The following is a 17995-nucleotide window of genomic DNA, read 5'->3' as shown; positions in this document are numbered from 1 at the left end:
TGTCGAGGCCAACATGCACACACTCTTCAAGAAGACGACGGTAACGATGGCCGTCTCCTCGCTGCTCGCGCTGTACGGCTGCGGTTCGGTCGACGGACCGACGACCCCGCCGACGATCAAGCCCAGCACGTCGGGGACGAGCGGCAGTTCGGGGACGTCGGGGACGTCGGGCGGCGGTAGTTCCGGGACTTCCGGTAGTTCCGGCACGTCGGGTAGCTCGGGGACTTCCGGGACGTCGTCGGGGACTTCGGGTACCTCGGGCACCTCGGGCACTTCCGGTACCTCGGGTACTTCCGGCACCTCGGGCACTTCCGGCACCTCGGGCACTTCCGGCACCTCGGGCACTTCCGGCACCTCGGGCACCTCCGGTACGTCGGGCACTTCCGGCACCTCGGGTACTTCCGGTACCTCGGGCACCTCCGGTACGTCGGGTACTTCCGGCACCTCGGGTACTTCCGGCACCTCGGGTACTTCCGGCACCTCGGGTACTTCCGGTACCTCGGGCACCTCCGGTACCTCGGGTACTTCCGGCACCTCGGGTACTTCCGGTACCTCGGGCACCTCCGGTACCTCGGGTACTTCCGGTACCTCGGGCACCTCCGGCACCTCGGGTACTTCCGGCACCTCGGGCACTTCCGGCACCTCGGGCACTTCCGGCACGTCGGGTACTTCCGGCACGTCGGGTACTTCCGGCACCTCGGGTACTTCCGGCACCTCGGGCACTTCCGGCACCTCGGGCACTTCCGGCACCTCGGGTACTTCCGGCACCTCGGGCACCTCCGGCACGTCGGGTACTTCCGGCACCTCGGGCACCTCCGGCACCTCGGGCACCTCCGGCACCTCGGGCACGTCGGGTACTTCCGGTACCTCGGGTACTTCCGGCACGTCAGGTACTTCCGGCACCTCCGGCTCCGGCGTCACCCCGCTGGGCAATGTCCTGCAGAAATCCGGCAACCTCGTGACGGCGCTCGGCACGACGGTCGCGACCGGCGGCAGTCAGATCGGCGGCGTGCAGATCCCCGGCACGAACCCGACGACGGCCACCAGTGTCGGCAACGCGGTCACGAGCCTCGGCAACGGCGTGCAGGCGCTCGGCAACGGCGTCGCGGCCGGCCTCGGCTCGATCGGCGTGTCGGCGAATCCGCTCGGGCCGACGCTGACGTCGACCACCGGCCTGCTGACCGGCGCCGGCGGCGCGGTCAACAACCTCGGCAACGCGGTGAAGAGCCTCGGCTCGGGCCCGCTGTCGCCGCTGTCGCCCGTGACGACGCTCGTCGGCGATCTCGTCAACACCGTCGGCGGTGCCGTCAACTCGACCGCATCGGGCCTCAACACGGCGCTGAACAGCTCGCCGGTCCAGCAGCTCGAGACCCAGCTCGGCAAGGTGATCAACCCGATCACGAACACGCTGACCGGCGGCGTCACAACGCCGGGCGCCACGCAGACGCTCGGCGGCGTGACGCTGCTCGGCACGCCGCTCAACGGCCTGCTGAGCACGCTCGGCAACGGCCTCGCGCTCGCGGGCTCGAAGGTCGGCGGCGCAACCGACAACCCGGTCGGCGCGGCGCTCGGCGGCGTCGTCACGCAGCTCGGCAACACGGTGACGTCGACCGGCGGCCTCGTCCACGACAACAACGCGGGCAGCTCCAGCAGCGGCTCGGGCGGCAGCAACCCGCTCGCCCCGATCACGGGCCTGCTCGGCACGTTGACGGGCGGGCTCGGCGGCGGCAGCTCGAGCGGTTCGGGCGGCACCAGCGGCACGAGCAGCGGCGGCCCGCTCGGCCCCGTCACCGGCCTGCTCGGCTCGCTGACCGGCGCCCTCGGCGGGATCGGTTCGAGCGGCACGGGCGGCACGAGCGGGACCGGCGGCACCAGCGGCACCGGTGGCGCGGGCCTCGGCGGCCTGCTGGCGCCGGTCACGAACCTCGTCAATTCGCTGACCCCGCTCGGCGCGAGCCTCACGGGCACGGTCACGACGCCGGGCGGCAACGTGACGGGCACCCTCGGCGGCCTGCTGTCGAGCGGCCCGGTCGGCACGCTGACGGGTGCGCTGACGACGCCGGCCGGTGCGGCCGGCGCCACCGGCACGGTCAGCCCCGGCGGCGCGGCCGGCACGGTGACGACGCCGGCCGGCAGCGGCTCCGTGGTCGGCGGCCTGACCGGCAGCTCGAACGGGGGCGCCGCGGGCGGTGCCGGCAACCTGCTGTCGCCGGTGACCAACCTGCTCGGCGGTCTGCTGGGCGGCGGCACCAAGAAGTAAGAAGCAAGCGTCGACGTTTCACCCATCAGAACCACAGGCCAATGGCCGGGCGCGCATCGATACCAAGCCCGGCCGACGGCCGGCGTCACCCGCCAAGCGGGGGCGCCGGCCCTCATCCCCACGAGGATCCGATCATGAATTCCACGCTCGACGGCATCGTCGCCGCCCAGGACCGCCCACCGCGCTCCGCCACGCCCTTCCGCGCCGGCCTGCTCGGCATCACGGCGGGACTCTTCGCGCTGTGGATCACGCGCGACCATCCGACGCTCGACGCGGCCACGCGCGCGGTCATCGCCAGCCTCGCGATCATCGGCACGATCGCGCTGCACGAACTCTTCATCTCGCGCGTCTACCTGCGCCCGAGCGCGGGGCTGTCGCGGCAGGCCGTGCGGCCCCTGAGCATCGCGCGCGTCGCGACGCGGCTCGGCGCGCTGACGTCGATCTACGCGGGCATCGGCGTGATCTACTGGCTGCTGCCCGAATACCACGGCGCGTTCTACCTGCCGTTCTGGTCGCTGCTGCGCTCGCTCGCGCCGTACGTGATCGTCGCCGCGCCGTTCTACTTCGCGTGGATGGACCGTCACCAGCGCGAGACCGACGACGCGTACCTGCTGTGGGGCCGCTTCCTGTTCCGCCGCGAGCAGCCCGCGAGCTGGAAGCCGGTGCGCGAGATGCTCGCAGGCTGGGGCGTGAAGGCATTCTTCCTGCCGCTGATGACCGTCTACCTGTCGAAGGACGCCGATCACCTGAGCGCGTCGCTCGCGAACGCGATGCACGCGCCGATGACGATCGCGACCTTCGTGTTCATGTACGACCTGTCGTTCACGATGGACCTGATGTTCGGCACGGTCGGCTACCTGTGCACGTTCCGCATCCTCGACAGCCACGTGCGCACCGTCGAGCCGACGACGCTCGGCTGGGTGGCCGCGCTGATCTGCTACCAGCCGTTCTGGTCGCTGATCTCGAACAACTACATCCGCTACGAAGGCTCGGTGTTCTGGGACAACTGGCTGCTGTCGGCGCCGACGCTGCGCGTGATCTGGGGCACGGTGATCATCCTGCTGCTGCTGACCTACGCGCTGTGCACGATTTCGTTCGGGCTGCGTTTCTCGAATCTCACCAACCGCGGGATCATCACGTCGGGCCCGTACCGCTTCACCAAGCATCCGGCGTACATCACGAAGAACCTGTCGTACTGGATGGTGTCGGTGCCGTTCGTCGAACCGCTCGGCTGGCAGATCGGGCTCATGCACTGCGCCGGGCTCGTCGCGGTCAACCTGATCTACTACACGCGCGCGAAGACGGAAGAGCGCCACCTGATGCGCGACCCCGACTATCGCGCGTATGCCGAATGGATCGCGCAGCATGGGTTGTTCGCGCGGGTACGGCAGGCGTTCGGGGGGCGACAGGTGGCGTGATGCATCGATCGGCTACCGGGCGGCGACGCCCGGCAGCCTGCGGCCCATTGTCGCGAAACAACGCCTTTCTCCGCCTTTCATCGCCTTTTTCCGCCCGTCCGATTGCCCGCCTCCGGCACCTCGCGTATGGTGCTGGCCGTCCGCGCACGATCCGTCGCCCGGACACCCGACCGTCGTCCCGCACGACGGCCGTGCGGGCCGTGCCCGCCGCTCACCGTCTCCGCGATGCCGCCCGCCGGCGCCGCGCATTCATGAGGAAAGAGGCGTGATCCACAAAGTCCTGATCCTGTTCGCACTCTGCATCGCGGGCCTCGCCGCGATCGCCGCCGGTTTCCAGCACATCCCCAGCTGATTCGCGGCCCCGGCTCGCTCCGCCGAGCCCGGGGGCCGCACCCGCTCCTGTTCCCTTTTGCGATGAACCCCTTTCTCGAACCGCCCGGGACGGGCGACCTTTGCCATGCGTATCGACGTACAGCATTCCCAGCACGACATCGACGACGAACTCGACACACTCCATGAGCGCCTCCACCAGCCGGGCCATCGCCTGCACGGCCTGCCGGCCGTTGCGCTCGGCCGCTCGGGCCTGATCGTCCGCCACCGCGAAGCGGACGGCGAATACTTCCTGTATGTCGAGGATCCGGCCGCGCGCCAGCTCGCCGGCTACACGGTATTCAACCGTCTTCCGGAAATCCCCCGCCGCGCCGATCGCTACCTGCGCGCGCCGCACACACGGCTGCGCGGCTCGGCGCAACGCAACGGCCTCGCGACGACGCTGTACCGCTGGGGGCTCGACGCGGGCCTGTGCCTGATCAGCGGCGCGCGCCAGTCGGTCGGCGCCGCGCGGCTGTGGACGGCGCTCGCGCAGGATTACCGTCACGGCTTCGTCGATGTCGAGGGCCGCGCGCTGCGCTATCTCGGCGAAGCCGTCGCCGACGAGGTGCACGGCGCACTGCATACACGCCGGCTGCTGCTCGGCAACGGATGGACGATGACGGAATTCGCCCGGGCGGCCGGGATGAGCGACGCGGAACCGGATGGGCATGATCCCGCGGCGGTTTTCAATGCGGCGCCGCGAGCCGCGCGCATTGGCAACGCACGCCACGCCACCCGCACGCCGATGCGATAATCGGTCCGGCCCGCTCAACGCGGCCGCACACCGCGCGCCAACCGACACGCCCCTCGATGACCACCCATCCCCGAACCGACACCGACCGTCCCATCGACATCGTCGCGCTGTGCGGCAGCCTCCGCGCGCAGTCGTACAACGCCGCGCTGCTCGATGCGGCCGCACTCGTCGCGCCGCGCGGCATGAGCATCGCGCGCTTCGATCGGCTCGGCGAGTTCCCGTTGTTCAATCCCGATGCCGAATCTCCGTCGCCGGCCGCCGTGCGCGACCTGATCGATCGCCTGAACGCCGCCGACGGCGTGCTGATCGCAAGCCCGGAATACGCGCACGGCATCACCGGCGTGATGAAGAACGCGCTGGACTGGGTCGTGGGATGCGAGGCGGTCGTGTACAAACCGGTCGCGGTGTTGAATGCGTCGCCGCGCGCGACGCATGCGGACGCGGCGCTGCGCGAAACGCTGTCGGTGATGTCCGCACGCATCGTCGAGCGCGCGTCGATCGCGCTGCCGATCCTCGGCAGCCAGCTCGATGCGGCGGGCATCGCCGCGCATCCACCGTTCGCGGCGGCACTGGCCGAAGCGCTGCACGCACTCGGCACCGCGATTTCGGAAGGCGAGTCAACGCACTGACACCGCGCATGCGGTGAAATTCACCGTAGTCCGAAACAATTGGACGTTGCGCCCGTCGACGGACGCAACGTCCGGCCCGGATCATCGTCCCCGATAGATCGGCCGGTCGGCGGTGATCGAGCCCGATTCACTCGTTGCCGTTTCCGCCATCCCGTATCCGCTGGTATCGGCCGTCGACGCACCGGTCGAGCCGATCTTCGTCAACGCTTCAGCCAGCCGTGCCGGGTAATGCGGATCTTCGCCGGTCTGGCGGTATCCGGCCGCGTGCAGTGCGGCCAGTTCGGCGGTAACCCCGGCACGCGTCACGGTGGATTCCGGCGCGGCCCATGCGGAAACGGAAGCGGCTGCGGCAACCGTCGCAAGAACATACAGAGCAAGCTTGTTCATTTGAACTCTCCTTGGCATCGACGATGTTGTCGACGGAGAGTGAGTCGCTCCACGCGGGCAAAGATGACACACGCCGACGGAAACAATGGTTCGCCGTGTCGCGACACGGCCGTCACGCGGCTTGCCCGACCGAATCGGCGTGTTCAACGGAAAACCGGCCCGCTGTCAGATTTCATCGGCTCGCGCGACTACAGGGACGTGGCCGTGCGCCACCCTCTGTTCACGCTCAAAGGGTCCGATATGAAAACCGGAATCGGAATACTGATCGCGTCGCATCTCGCGACGGGCCTCGTGGCATTCGCCGCGGGCATCTACGTGCTGCCGATCCTGACGGCATCGGAAGGCGCGAGCGCCGTCGAACTGCAAGTGGCCGCGGAAAACGCACGCCATACCGGCCGCTTCGAACGCGGCCTGCCGGGCAGCGATGCGCTGCACTGGGCGGACGGCAAGCTGACGGTCACCGATACGTCGATCGCGTTCGAAGGCGACATCGCACCGGGGCCCGACTACAAGATCTATCTCGTGCCGGAATTCGTCGATACCAAGGCATCGTTCCTCGCGATCAAGGCGCGTGCCGCGCGCGTGGGCGACCTGAGGACATTCGGCAATTTCGTCGTGCCGCTGCCCGACGACGTGAATCCGGCGCAATACACGTCCGTCGTGATCTGGTGCGAACGCTTTTCGAAATTCATCAGCGCAGCGCGGTATCAACACGCGGCGGCCTCGGGCCGGCTGTCGATGTAACCCCCCCCCCCGCCGCGGCGGTGCGCGCCAGTGCGCTAGCGGCTCTTGCTCCGCGTGGTCTTCTTCACCGCCTTCGCGCGCGGCGCTTCCTTCTCGGGTTGCGCGCCGCCGCCGGCGAGATCCTCGAGCCACGCGAGCGCATCGACGTACGACAGGAACTGCTGCAGGTATTCCGGCGACAATTCGCGCATCGTTGCCAGCGACCGGTGCACGAGACTGTTCGAATTGAGCGGCCCCGCGTTGCGCGGCACCTGGTCGAGCGACTGGCGGTATTGCTGCTCCGTGCGGACTTTCGACCACATCGTGCGGAAGTAGTCGACCAGTTCGGGATCGAGCCCGCGCCGGTCGGCCTGCGCATCGCGTGCGAGCCGGTCGACGAGCGCCGCGAGCGCGCCACGCCGGGGCGCAACCCGTGCCGCGTCATCCGTGGCGCGCGTTTCCTCCGCCCGCGCGACGACTGCCGAATAGTCTTCGATCAACGCCGCCAGCCGCGCGTCGAGCAATGCACGCGCGTTTCCGCCGAGCGCGGCCACACGCCGTTCGAGCGCGTCGATCCGGTGAAAGCGGACGGGATCGAGCCGGTCGGCGCCGTGCTCGCGCCATGCGTCGAGCGTCGCGCGGACGTGCGTCGCGTCGTCCGTCACTTCGCCTTCCCTCCGTTCGATGCCGATTTGCGCGGCACCGGCGCGATCTCCACGCGGCGGTTCTTCGCGCGGCCTTCATCGTCCGCATTCGAGCTGACCGGCTGCTCCGAGCCGAATGCGGCGGCAAACACCGACGATGCCGGCACGCCGGCGTCGATCAGCGCACGCGTGACCGTCAACGCGCGCTTGGCCGACAGTTCCCAGTTGTCCGCGAACAGGCGGTTGCCGGCGTGCACCTGCTGATCGTCCGCGAAGCCGCTGATCATCAGGATCTCGTCGCGCGTCTTCAGGTACGCGGCCAGCGGTGCGGCCAGCGACTTCAGCAGGTCACGGCCCGCCGGCTGCAACTGGTCGGAATTCAGCGCGAACAGCACGCTGCCGCTGATGCCGATGCGCCCGTTCACGAGCGTCACGCGGCCGGCCGCGAGCGGACCGGCGAGCGCCTGTTCGAGCGACTTGCGCTGCTGCGCCTCGAGCTGGCGCGCCCGCACGGCTTCCTCGAGCTTCGACGTCAACTGAAGCTGCATGCCGATCACGCCGACGAGGATCAGCACGAACGCGCCGAGCAGCACCGACATCAGGTCGGCGAACGCGGGCCAAACCGGCGCCGATTGTGCGCCGCCGTCGATTTCGTCGTGCATGCGTTACGCTCCGACGGGCGCGCGCCGGCCGGCGAGCTGCTGCAGGTCTTCGACGATCTGCTTCTGCGACATCATGCTCAGGTCGATCACCTCACGCGCCTGCGCGACGTAGTACTCGAGCTGCTCGTCGCTGCGCGCGAGCGACTTCTCGAGCGCGGCCTCGATGCGCTGCAGGTGGGTCAGCAGCTTGTCGTTCGATTCGCCGAACACCTGCACGGCCATCCCGAACGCATCGCCGAGGCTCGCCACCTCGACGGCGCCGGCCGTGACCTGCGCGGCCACCGCGTCGAGCTTGCGCGTTTCGGCATCGACGGTATCGTTGAAGCGTGCGCCGACGCGATCGAGCAGGTCGGCCGACGTGCTGACGAGCGCGTCGATCGCGGCGCGCTGTTCGGTCGATGCGTGGTTGACCGCGCCGAGCAGCGTTTCGAGCGTCGCGAGCAGGCGGCTGCGCTCCTCGAGCGTCGCGGTATCGCGCATCATGCTGTCGGACAGGCGCTGGCGCAGCTCGGCGACGACGTCGGCCGCGGCCTTCGGCGCCTCCGACGCGGCCTGCACGAGGCGCGCGATCTCGTTGATCGTGTCGCTCGCGTGCACCTGTGCCTGCGCGGTGATGTCGTTCGCGGTGCGGGCCAGCGTGTCGCAGATGTCCTGCTGGCGCGTCGCGGCTTGCGCGCTCGTCTGCGCCCATTCGTCGCGCAGTGCCGCCGCCATCGCGGCGAGCGAATCGTTCCAGGCGGACAGGCGGGCTTCGTCGCGTGCGGCGAGCTGCGATTGCAGACCGGCGTGCGACTCACGGATCGTCGTCAGCAGATCGTTCGAGCGTTGTTCGAACGTCGACGCCTGCGTGGCGAGCTCACGCGTCGTTTGCGCGAGCGCGTCGCAGATTTCCTGCTGGCGGCCGGCGCTGTGCACGCCCGCACGCTGCCATTCGTCGCCGAGCTTCGCGGCCATCGCGGCCAGCGAGTCGTTCCAGGTCGACAGACGCTCTTCGTCGCGTGCGGACAGTTGCGATTGAAGGCCCGTGTGCGACTCGCGGATCGTCGTCAGCAAGTCGTTCGAGCGTTGTTCGAACGTCGACGCCTGCGTGGCGAGCTCACGCGTCGTTTGTGCGAGCGCGTCGCAGATTTCCTGCTGGCGGCCGGCGCTGTGCACGCCCGCACGTTGCCATTCGTCGCCGAGCTTCGCGGCCATCGCGGCCAGCGAGTCGCTCCACGCCGACAGACGCTCTTCGTCGCGTGCGGCCAGTTGCGATTGAAGGCCCGTGTGCGACTCGCGGATCGTCGTCAGCAAATCGTTCGAGCGTTGTTCGAACGTCGACGCCTGTGCGGTGAGGTCACGCGTCGTTTGCGCGAGTGCATCGCAGATTTCCTGCTGGCGGCCGGCGCTGTGCACACCCGCACGCTGCCATTCGTCGCCAAGCTTCGCGGCCATCGCGGCCAGCGAGTCGTTCCACGCCGACAGACGCTCTTCGTCGCGCGCAGCCAGTTGCGATTGAAGGCCCGTGTGCGACTCGCGGATCGTCGTCAGCAAGTCGTTCGAGCGTTGTTCGAACGTCGAGGCCTGTGCGGTGAGCTCGCGCGTCGTTTGCGCGAGCGCGTCGCAGATTTCCTGCTGGCGGCCTGCGCTGTGCACACCCGCACGCTGCCATTCGTCGCCGAGCTTCGCGGCCATCGCGGCCAGCGAATCGTTCCACGCCGACAGACGTTCTTCGTCGCGTGCGGCCAGTTGCGATTGCAGCCCGGCGTGCGACTCGCGCATCGCGGCGAGCGCCGCGCCCGAATGGCGCTCGAACGTCGCGGCGGCTTCGCCCAGCGCACGCGCATGCTGGCCGGCCAGCGTCTCGCCGACCTGCTCCTGGCGCGCCAGCGCATCGCGCCACGCATCCGACAGACGGCTTTCGGTCGATTCGAGGCGCGTCGCGACGCTGTCGAGCAGGTCCGACGAGCGCTGCGCGAAGGTATCGGTGAACTGGCCGAGCGTCGTCTGCAACTGACGCGCGACGGCGTCGCCCGCCTGACGTTGTTCGTCGATCGCGCGGTTCCAGACGGCCGTCACGTTGCCGGTGGTCTTCTCGAAGCCGTCCGTCAATCCGTCAAGCTGACGCTGCACGGCGCCCGTCACGGTGTCGCGCAACGCGGCCATCTCCTGCGCGAGCCCCGTCATCGTCGCGGCGACGACCGGCTGCAACGCGGCGCCGGCCACGCGTGCGCTTTCGGCGGCGCTTTCCTTCAGCGCGTCGCCGACGTTCGATGCAAGGCCCGCATACGCGCGCTCGGTCCGGTCGAAAAATGCCTGCTGGCTTTCGAGCTGGCGATCGTGCAGCGCGACGCTGCGCGCTTCGAGCGTCGTCATCATCGTCTGCAGCCGGTCGACCAGCGCCGGCATCACGTCGGCCTGGCGCTGCAGCAGCCGGAACGATTCGTCGCGCTGATGCGCGGACGAATGCACGCGCAGCGTCGTCGCGATCTTCGCGTCGAGCTGCTGGGCCGCGTCGATCCGCTCACGGCGCACGAGCGCGGACAGCAAGCCGAGCATCGCGGAGGTCGCGACGCCGGCGATCGACGTGCCGAATGCGAACCCGAGGCCCTTCACCGGCGCGATCAGCGATGCGCGGATCGCGTCGAGATCGGTCGCGCTTTCGAGCGCGGCGCCCGTGCCCTTCAGCGTGACGACCATGCCGAGCAACGTGCCGAGCATGCCGAGCAGCACGAGCAGGCCGACGAGGTACGGCGTGAGCGCCGGGCCCGGCAGCGCGACGCGCGCGCCTTCGACACGCGCACGCACCGCGCCGCGCAGGCCCGGGTGCAGCGTGTCGAGCCACGTGTCGAGCTTCGCGGGCGGCTCGGCCAGGCCGGCCACCGCGCGCGACAGCGTGGCGGTCGCCTGGCGGTAGCGCAGCAGTTCCCAGGCGCCGGCGACGTAGCACGCGCCGATCAGCAACGTGACGGCCGACGCCAGCGGGTTCGACGCGACATAGCCGGCACCGATCCAGCCCACAGCGAGCAGACCGGCGACGAAGACAACGAGATCAAGGCGAATTCTGGACATAGCGTGTTGATTAGCAGGTGCGAAGGGCCGCGAGCAGCCCGTCTACCGTTTGAAACCGGACTTCGAGTTCGGCGAGCAGGATGCTTTGCATCTCGTCGCGAAACGTATCGAGCCATGTGCCGGGCACGATCGCCGCGACGGCCGTGGTGCCGGCCGCCGCGCCGTCATCGGCCGATCCGGCCGGGTCGGCGGCAGCAGCAGCGGATTCGGCGTCGGCCAGCGCCTGCCGTTCCGCGTCGCGCAACCGCGCGAAACGCGTGCCGAGCAGCGCGGGCACCGCGGACAGCAGGCTGCGCTCGCGCGCGCCGAGCACGCGCTCCATGATCGTGTCGAGCGTCGCGAGCCGCGCCATCCCGGACGAGCGCGCGGCGAGCGCGACCCGCAGGCGGCCGCGCAACTGGCCGATCGCGGTCTCCATATCCTGTTGCAGCGTCAGGTAACGCTGGCGGAAGTCCGCGAAATCGGCCGTATCGGCGGCCGGCGGCGGCAGGTCGCCGGGCCGGCGCCGCGCACGCGGCCGGTGGGTGGCCGTGATCGCCTGCGCGAGGTCGTGGCGCACGCGCGCGCAGTCGCGTTCCGCATCGTAGCCGCGCACGCCGGCCGCGACGCCCGGCGGGCTCGCGTTCAGCGCGGACGACAGCGTGATCGCGTCGGTCCAGCCGAGCCATTGGCTCAGCCGGTCGGACAACGTCTGCCGGGATTCCGCGACGTCGGCATTGGCCAGGCGCGCGAGCAGCCGGACGAGCGTCGGACCGCTCAGCGCCGGGCGCGGAGGTGCTTGCACCATGCTGCAAACCGTCAAAAAAGGCAGCAGTTTACACGCCGCCGGGAGGTCGACCGTCAGAATCGGGGAGGCGGCGCCCGTCGGCGCGCCGCGCGGCACGCGCGAACGCCCGCCACGCAAGGCTCGGCGGGCGGCGGAGGGCTCCGGGAGGCAAGTCGGCGGCGGCCCGGCGCGCGGCCGCGTCACGAGAAAAGGCAGGCGTTTCCGGCGACCCGATGCGCATTCGCGCGCCGGCCCCGGCGGTTCGCTCCGGCGGCCCGGCCGACGCATGGCCGGCCGCCGTGCGATGCGGATCGCGAATGAAAGGTCAGATCCCTGCTTTCGGCGCGTTCAGGATCAGCCGCAGCCCGAGCAGCGCGATCGCGCCGGCCGCGATGCGGTCGATCCACTTCTTCGCGCGCAGGTAGAGCTCGCGCGGCCGGCGCGTCGAGAAGCACAGCGCGACGAACGTGTACCAGCCGAATTCGACGGCGAACACGAGCGGCGGCAGCGCGAGATAGCACCACAGCGGCGGATGCTGCGGGAGCAGCGCCGCGAAGATGCTGCCGTACCAGATTGCCGTCTTCGGGTTGCTGAGCTGGGTCGTCAGGCCCGTCAGGAACGACTTGCGCGCGCTACCGCCGGCCAGCGCCTGCGGATCGTCCATCGCGATCGGCCGGTCGGCGCCGCGCCAGATCTTCGACGCCATGTAGATCAGGTACGCGCCGCCCGCGACCTTGAGGCCCACGTACAGCCATTCGACGGCCTGCAGCAGCGTGTAGAGCCCGGCCAGCGCGACGCCGCCGAACACGATGCCGCCGATACCCATGCCGAGCGCGGTGGCCAGCCCGTCGCGACGCGACAGCCCGATCGAATTGCGGGCCACCAGCACGAAACTCGGGCCCGGAATCATCGCACCGAGAAACAACGCGGCCAGGATGGCGAGTACGGCAGCCGATGCAGTCATCGAAGTCTCCTTGTTCAACGACGCCGTTTCGCCGGCGCCGGCGTGTCGTTTCCGACGGTCGAGCCGCCGATTCTGGCACGCTTCGCGCATGATCGAAAGCGGCTGCACGCTGCTATGCTGGCCCTCTTTACCGTCATCCCGCCCCTCCGCCATGATCGAGATCCGCGCTCCCCGTTGCGTTCAATTCGATGCCGGGCACCGAATTTCCCTAGCGCGCGCAGCAACCGGGCGACCGGTAACCCTTTCCGCCTTTTGATCCGACCTCCCGCCATGCGTGCTCTCCGCCTCGCTACCCTGATGCTCCCGCTGCTCGCGGGCCTGCCGGCCGCCGCCCGCGCCGCCGATGTGCCGAAGTCGATCGCCGCGCAACTGCCGCCCGGCTACCAGCCGCTGCTCGCGCAAGCCGGGCCGGATCTCGACCACGGGCCGCACAGCGTGCTCGTCGTCGTGCATCGCGCGATCGATACGCGCGAACAGCCGTCGCCGCGCCCGCTGCTGATCTACGAGGAGCAGGCCGACCACACCTACCGGCTCGCCGCGCGCAACGACGTGGTCGTGCTGCGCGCGAACGAAGGCGGCCAGTGCGACCCGTTCGATCCCGAAGACGCCGCCGACAACGGCTTGTCGGTGAAGGGCCGCTATTTCACCGTGCAGAACTTCGTCGCGTGCGGGCAGCACTGGACCGACTACATCACGTTCCGCTACGACCCCCGTACGCGCGGCTGGCTGTTCTCGAACCAGATCGTCACCGAATCGTTCCCGCTCGACGACCAGCCTGACCGCGTCACCGTCACGCGCGCCGACACCCATCTGCCTGTGTCGTTCGGCCAGTGGAAGCGCAAGGACTGACGCGGGCGCACGCCAACAGGACTACCATAGGCGCTCGCCGTCGCGCGACCGTGCGCCGGCATCGCACGCGGCTCGCCCGCACGCGTTCCCTCGTCGCACCCGCACAGGAGGACGTCATGACGCAACACTTCGACGCGATCGTCATCGGCACCGGCCAGGCCGGCCCGCCGCTCGCCGCGCGGCTGTCGGCCGCCGGCATGAAGGTCGCGATCATCGAGCGCGGCCGCTTCGGCGGCACCTGCGTGAACACCGGCTGCATCCCGACCAAGACGCTGATCGCGAGCGCGTACGCCGCGCAGCTCGCACGGCGCGCCGGCGAATACGGCGTGTCGGTGGGCGGCCCCGTCACCGTCGACATGAAAGCCGTGAAGGCGCGCAAGGACCAGATCTCCGGCCGCTCGAACCACGGCGTCGAGCAATGGGTGCGCGGTCTCGCGAACACCACGGTGTTTCAGGGTCACGCCCGCTTCGAGCGCGCCGACGCCGTGCGCGTGGGCGACGAACTGCTCGAGGCCGGGCGCATCTTCATCAACGTCGGCGGCCGCGCGCAGGTGCCCGCGATGCCGGGCCTCGACTCGGTGCCGTACCTGACCAATTCGACGATGATGGATGTCGACTTCCTGCCCGAGCATCTGGTGATCGTCGGCGGCAGCTACGTCGGGCTCGAATTCGGCCAGATGTATCGCCGCTTCGGATCGCAGGTTACGATCGTCGAGAAAGGACCGCGGCTGATTCGCCGCGAGGACGAAGACGTGTCGCAGGCCGTGCGCGAGATTCTCGAGAACGAAGGGATCGACGTGCAGCTCGATGCGAACTGCCTGAGCGCGCGACGCGATGGCGAAGGCATCGTGGTCGGCCTCGATTGTTCGGGCGGCGGCCGCGAAGTCGCGGGCTCGCACCTGCTGCTCGCGGTCGGGCGCGTGCCGAACACCGACGATCTCGGGCTCGACCGCGCGGGCGTCGGCACCGATGCGCGCGGCTACATCGCCGTCGACGAGCAACTGCGCACGAACGTGCCGGGCATCTGGGCGCTCGGCGACTGCAACGGTCGCGGCGCGTTCACGCACACCGCGTACAACGACTACGAGATCGTCGCGGCGAACCTGCTCGACGACGATCCGCGCAAGGTGTCCGACCGCATCACGGCCTACGCGATGTACATCGACCCGCCGCTCGGCCGCGTCGGCATGACGCTCGCGGAAGCGAAACAGACAGGCCGCCGGCTGCTGGTCGGCACGCGCCCGATGACGCGCGTCGGCCGTGCAGTCGAGAAAGGCGAAAGCCAGGGCTTCATGAAGGTGATCGTCGACGCGGACAGCCATGCGATCCTCGGCGCCTCGATCCTCGGCGTGACCGGCGACGAAGTCGTGCACGGCATGCTCGACGTGATGGCCGCCGGCGCGCCGTACACGACGATCAGCCGCGCGATGCATATCCATCCGACCGTGTCGGAACTCGTGCCGACGCTGCTGCAGGACCTGCATCCGGTCGAATGACACGCGGCGCGCGGGGCTTATCAGCTTTCGAAATACCGCGGCCGGTCGATATCGGCCAGCAGCCCCGGCTGCGCGGGTACCCAGTCGAGCGATGCGCGCGTGCGCTCGCTGGTTGCCGGCGCATCCATTCCGGCAAACATCGCGAACCAGCCGAAGTGCTCGGCGGCCTCGGCCGGCGACTTCGCGACGACCGGCACGTTCAGCCGGCGGCCGATTACCTCGGCGATTGCCCGGAACGGCACGCCCGTATCGTCGACCGCGTGATAACGCGCGCCGGCCGCGCCGCGCTCGACCGCGAGCCGGTACACGCGCGCCGCGTCGAGCCGGTGCACGGCCGGCCAGCGGTTCGCGCCGTCGCCGATGAACGCCGACGCGCCCTTCTCCCGCGCAAACGCGATCAGGCGCGGCACGAACGCGTGATCGCCGTCGCCGTGCACGGACGGCGGCAGGCGCACGACCGACGCATGCACGCCGCGTGCCTCCAGCGCGACCGCGGTCGCTTCGGACGCACGCGGATAGGTCGGCGACACCGGCACGTGCGGATCGTCCTCGGTCGCCGCGCGGCCGGGCGCGACGAGCGCGAGCCCCGACGTGACGACCAGTGGCCGCGTCGAGCCCGCGAGCACCGCGCCGATCGTCTCGATCGCGCGGCGGTCGAGTTCGCAGTTCTGTGCGAAGCGCGAGAAGTCGTGATTGAATCCCGTGTGGATCACCGCGTCGGCGCGTTCGGCGCCGCGCGTCAGGCTGTCGAAATCCTCGAGCGACCCGCGATGCACGTCGGCGCCCGCGGCCGCCACCGCCGCGGCCGCCGCATCGGACCGCGCGAGGCCGAGCACCGAATGCCCGGCGGCAACCAGTTCGGCGACGACGGCCGAGCCGACGAACCCCGACGCTCCAGTAACAAAGACACGCATGTTCAGCACCTCCGGATGGAATGGAGGCTTACTATCTGTCGAACGCCGCACACGGTGAAGTCGTGACGGTTTACCGGTAAACGAACTAACAGGATATGGCTGACGCCCCCGACAACCTGCTCGGCGCGTACCTGCGGGACCGCCGCGAGAAACTCGACCCGGCCGCGCTCGGGCTGCCGGCCACGCGCCGCCGCACGCCGGGGCTGCGGCGCGAGGAAGTCGCGCAGCGCGCGCACGTGAGCGCCGCGTGGTACACGTGGCTCGAACAGGGGCGCGGCGGCGCGCCGTCGGCCGACGTGCTCGACCGGCTCGCCCGCGCGCTGATGCTGAACGAAGCCGAACGCGAGCACCTGTTCCTGATCGGCGTCGGCCATCCGCCCGAAGTGCGTTATCACGCGCCGGCCAGCGTGACGCCGCGCCTGCAGCACGTGCTCGATTCGCTCGACGCGAGCCCCGCGATCGTGCGCTCGGCGACGTGGGACGTCGTCGCGTGGAACGATGCGGCGGCCGCGACGCTGACCGACTACGCGACGCTGCCGCCCGCCGCGCGCAACATCCTGCGGCTGATCTTCGTCGACGCGGGCGTACGCCACGCCCAGCCGAACTGGGAGCGCGTCGCGCGGTTCGCGGTCGGCGCGTTTCGCGCGGACGTCGCGCGCGGCGGCGCGACGCAGGCCGTGCAGGCGTTCGTCGACGAGATGCGCGCGACGAGCGCCGAATTCGACGCGATGTGGCGCGACCACGATATCCATACGCACGACGAAGGCACGAAGGAGATCCGCCACCCGCAGGCCGGCCGGATCGCGCTCGAATATTCCGCGTTCTCGGTGACCGGCCGCCCCGACCTGAGTCTCGTGATCTTCACGCCCGTGACGCCGGCCGACCGCGCGCGCATCCGGGCACTCGTCGAGGCCCGCGAACGGGCGCGCGCGCTGCCGGTGTCCGCGGCATGACGGCAAGCGGCAAGCAGCCGCCTCCTCTTCAGTCCGCGTCGAACCATCGCGATCCGCACTGATTCCCGGGCGAATATTTGATTTTCTCCTCCCGCGGATCGCACCGGATGCCGCTCGACGTTCGATCACGAAAACGACGCGACATGCACGGACGCACGCGCGACGCGCGGCTTCAACGCGCGCCGCCGGCCTCTTCCAGCATCCATGCCGCGAACGCCCGTACCGGCCCCTCGCTCAATTCGAGCGGCTCCGGCAGCACGAGGCAGAAGGTCTTGGTCACCGCCTTCCCGTCCGGCCAGGGCGCGACCAGGCGGCCCTGCTCGAGCTCCGCCGCGATGTAAAGACGCGGCACCAAGGCCACCCCCAGGCCGGCCAGCGCCGCCTCGATCAGCATCGAATGGAGATCGTACCGGGGGCCGATCGCCGAATTGGTCAGCGCGATGCCGGACGCTTCCGCATACGTCTGCCAGGCATCGGGATTCTGCCGCCGGTGAAGGCGCGGCAGCGCATCCAGCGACGGGCGCTTTCCCGCGCCCTTCAGGAGCGCCGGACTGCAGACCGGCACCAGCACTTCCTCCAGCAGAGGATGCAGGTGCATGCCGGCCCATGCCGGATGGTCGAAATGAATGGCGGCGTCGAAACCGCTGCCCGCGAGCAGGAACGGGTCCATCCGCTCGGCGATATGCACGGTGATGTTCGGGTGCCGCTCCTGAAATCGCTTCAGCCGGGGAATCAGCCAGCGCGTGGCGAAGGTCGGGATCGCGGCGACATCGATACTCGCGCCCTCGACGGGCTGCCCCATCAGATACAGGCTGTCCCGTTCCAGCCGGTCCAGGATCTCGCGCACCTGCGCCGCGTATCGCGTGCCGTTCGGCGCCAGCTTCACCCGGTTTCCCACGCGCTCGAACAACGTCACGCCCAGAAACGCCTCCAGCCGGCCGATCTGGCGGCTGATCGCGCCTTCGGTGCGGGCCAGCTCGTCGGCCGCGCGGGCGAAGCTCCCGTGCCGGGCCGCCGCCTCGAAAGCCAGGAGCGCGGAATTGCTGGGAATCTTGCGTCGCATGGGGATCTCGCCGATGGGAGGGATTCGATGCCAGCTTGATCAAACATCACTGAAGGCTGACTTTTTGTCGTTATTTACCGTGCAAACATC

Annotated in this window: 16 protein-coding genes; 8 read left to right on the top strand and 8 right to left on the bottom strand. The window is 69.6% G+C overall.

What is annotated here, in order from left to right; genetic code table 11:
• The first annotated feature begins 13 nt into the window (after nucleotides 1–13).
• The 4 genes from WJ12_RS36065 (at nucleotide 14) to WJ12_RS23425 (ending at nucleotide 5433) form a co-directional block, all read left to right on the top strand.
• The gene (locus WJ12_RS36065) at nucleotides 14–2260 is read left to right on the top strand and encodes a collagen-like triple helix repeat-containing protein (protein ID WP_156444804.1); all 2247 of its coding nucleotides are present in this window, start codon (nucleotides 14–16) and stop codon (nucleotides 2258–2260) included.
• Between the two features lie 134 nt (nucleotides 2261–2394).
• Nucleotides 2395–3678 (top strand): isoprenylcysteine carboxylmethyltransferase family protein, encoded by a 1284-nt coding sequence (locus tag WJ12_RS23435; RefSeq protein ID WP_059559564.1) that lies wholly within the window; start codon nucleotides 2395–2397, stop codon nucleotides 3676–3678.
• 457 nt (nucleotides 3679–4135) lie between these two features.
• On the top strand, nucleotides 4136–4804 hold the full coding sequence (locus WJ12_RS23430) for a histone acetyltransferase (RefSeq protein WP_226103881.1): 669 nt from the start codon (nucleotides 4136–4138) through the stop codon (nucleotides 4802–4804).
• A 56-nt stretch (nucleotides 4805–4860) separates the two neighbouring features.
• On the top strand, nucleotides 4861–5433 hold the full coding sequence (locus tag WJ12_RS23425; RefSeq protein ID WP_059559566.1) for an NADPH-dependent FMN reductase: 573 nt from the start codon (nucleotides 4861–4863) through the stop codon (nucleotides 5431–5433).
• Nucleotides 5434–5514: 81 nt separating this feature from the next.
• Here the strand turns inward: WJ12_RS23425 and WJ12_RS23420 are convergent, their stop codons facing one another.
• Nucleotides 5515–5820 carry a DUF4148 domain-containing protein gene (locus tag WJ12_RS23420; protein WP_034188275.1) on the bottom strand — a complete coding sequence of 102 codons (306 nt, stop codon included), beginning with the start codon at nucleotides 5818–5820 and terminating at the stop codon, nucleotides 5515–5517.
• 240 nt (nucleotides 5821–6060) lie between these two features.
• Here WJ12_RS23420 and WJ12_RS23415 point away from each other — a divergent pair, with 240 nt between their 5' ends.
• The gene (locus tag WJ12_RS23415) at nucleotides 6061–6564 is read left to right on the top strand and encodes a DM13 domain-containing protein (protein ID WP_034188276.1); all 504 of its coding nucleotides are present in this window, start codon (nucleotides 6061–6063) and stop codon (nucleotides 6562–6564) included.
• Nucleotides 6565–6599: 35 nt separating this feature from the next.
• On the opposite strand, the gene WJ12_RS23410 is transcribed toward WJ12_RS23415, so the two are convergent.
• The 5 genes from WJ12_RS23410 to WJ12_RS23390 form a co-directional block, all read right to left on the bottom strand.
• Nucleotides 6600–7208, bottom strand: a complete 609-nt coding sequence (locus tag WJ12_RS23410; protein ID WP_059559569.1) for a DUF2894 domain-containing protein — start codon at nucleotides 7206–7208, stop codon at nucleotides 6600–6602.
• Complete coding sequence (locus WJ12_RS23405; RefSeq protein ID WP_049032929.1) at nucleotides 7205–7849, bottom strand: OmpA family protein; 645 nt, start codon at nucleotides 7847–7849, stop codon at nucleotides 7205–7207. The genes WJ12_RS23410 and WJ12_RS23405 overlap by 4 nt, the downstream gene beginning before the upstream one ends.
• A gap of 3 nt (nucleotides 7850–7852) precedes the next feature.
• A complete protein-coding gene (locus WJ12_RS23400) occupies nucleotides 7853–10900 on the bottom strand; it encodes a DUF802 domain-containing protein (RefSeq protein WP_059559571.1) in 3048 nt (1015 codons plus the stop codon).
• Nucleotides 10901–10910: 10 nt separating this feature from the next.
• Nucleotides 10911–11687, bottom strand: a complete 777-nt coding sequence (locus WJ12_RS23395; RefSeq protein ID WP_059559574.1) for a DUF3348 domain-containing protein — start codon at nucleotides 11685–11687, stop codon at nucleotides 10911–10913.
• A gap of 304 nt (nucleotides 11688–11991) precedes the next feature.
• Entirely contained in the window at nucleotides 11992–12630 is a 639-nt protein-coding gene (locus WJ12_RS23390; protein ID WP_034188585.1) for a LysE family translocator, read from the bottom strand.
• Nucleotides 12631–12900: 270 nt separating this feature from the next.
• Between WJ12_RS23390 and WJ12_RS23385 the strand changes: the two genes are divergently transcribed.
• A complete protein-coding gene (locus WJ12_RS23385) occupies nucleotides 12901–13479 on the top strand; it encodes a hypothetical protein (protein ID WP_059559576.1) in 579 nt (192 codons plus the stop codon).
• A gap of 116 nt (nucleotides 13480–13595) precedes the next feature.
• A complete protein-coding gene (locus WJ12_RS23380) occupies nucleotides 13596–14975 on the top strand; it encodes an FAD-containing oxidoreductase (RefSeq protein ID WP_034188282.1) in 1380 nt (459 codons plus the stop codon).
• Between the two features lie 20 nt (nucleotides 14976–14995).
• Here WJ12_RS23380 and WJ12_RS23375 read toward each other — a convergent pair whose 3' ends face one another.
• Nucleotides 14996–15889, bottom strand: a complete 894-nt coding sequence (locus WJ12_RS23375; RefSeq protein WP_034188586.1) for an SDR family oxidoreductase — start codon at nucleotides 15887–15889, stop codon at nucleotides 14996–14998.
• A gap of 95 nt (nucleotides 15890–15984) precedes the next feature.
• On the opposite strand from WJ12_RS23375, the gene WJ12_RS23370 reads away from it, so the two are divergent.
• Nucleotides 15985–16842 carry a helix-turn-helix transcriptional regulator gene (locus tag WJ12_RS23370; RefSeq protein WP_059559578.1) on the top strand — a complete coding sequence of 286 codons (858 nt, stop codon included), beginning with the start codon at nucleotides 15985–15987 and terminating at the stop codon, nucleotides 16840–16842.
• A 172-nt stretch (nucleotides 16843–17014) separates the two neighbouring features.
• On the opposite strand, the gene WJ12_RS23365 is transcribed toward WJ12_RS23370, so the two are convergent.
• Nucleotides 17015–17905: a LysR substrate-binding domain-containing protein gene (locus WJ12_RS23365; RefSeq protein WP_049030901.1), complete on the bottom strand. Its 891-nt coding sequence runs from the start codon at nucleotides 17903–17905 to the stop codon at nucleotides 17015–17017.
• Between the last annotated feature and the right edge of the window lie 90 nt (nucleotides 17906–17995).

Source organism: Burkholderia seminalis (assembly GCF_001718535.1).
GTDB lineage: Bacteria > Pseudomonadota > Gammaproteobacteria > Burkholderiales > Burkholderiaceae > Burkholderia > Burkholderia seminalis.
The sequence above is the reverse complement of the archived record's forward strand: the minus strand, read 5'-3'. Positions and strand labels throughout refer to the sequence as shown.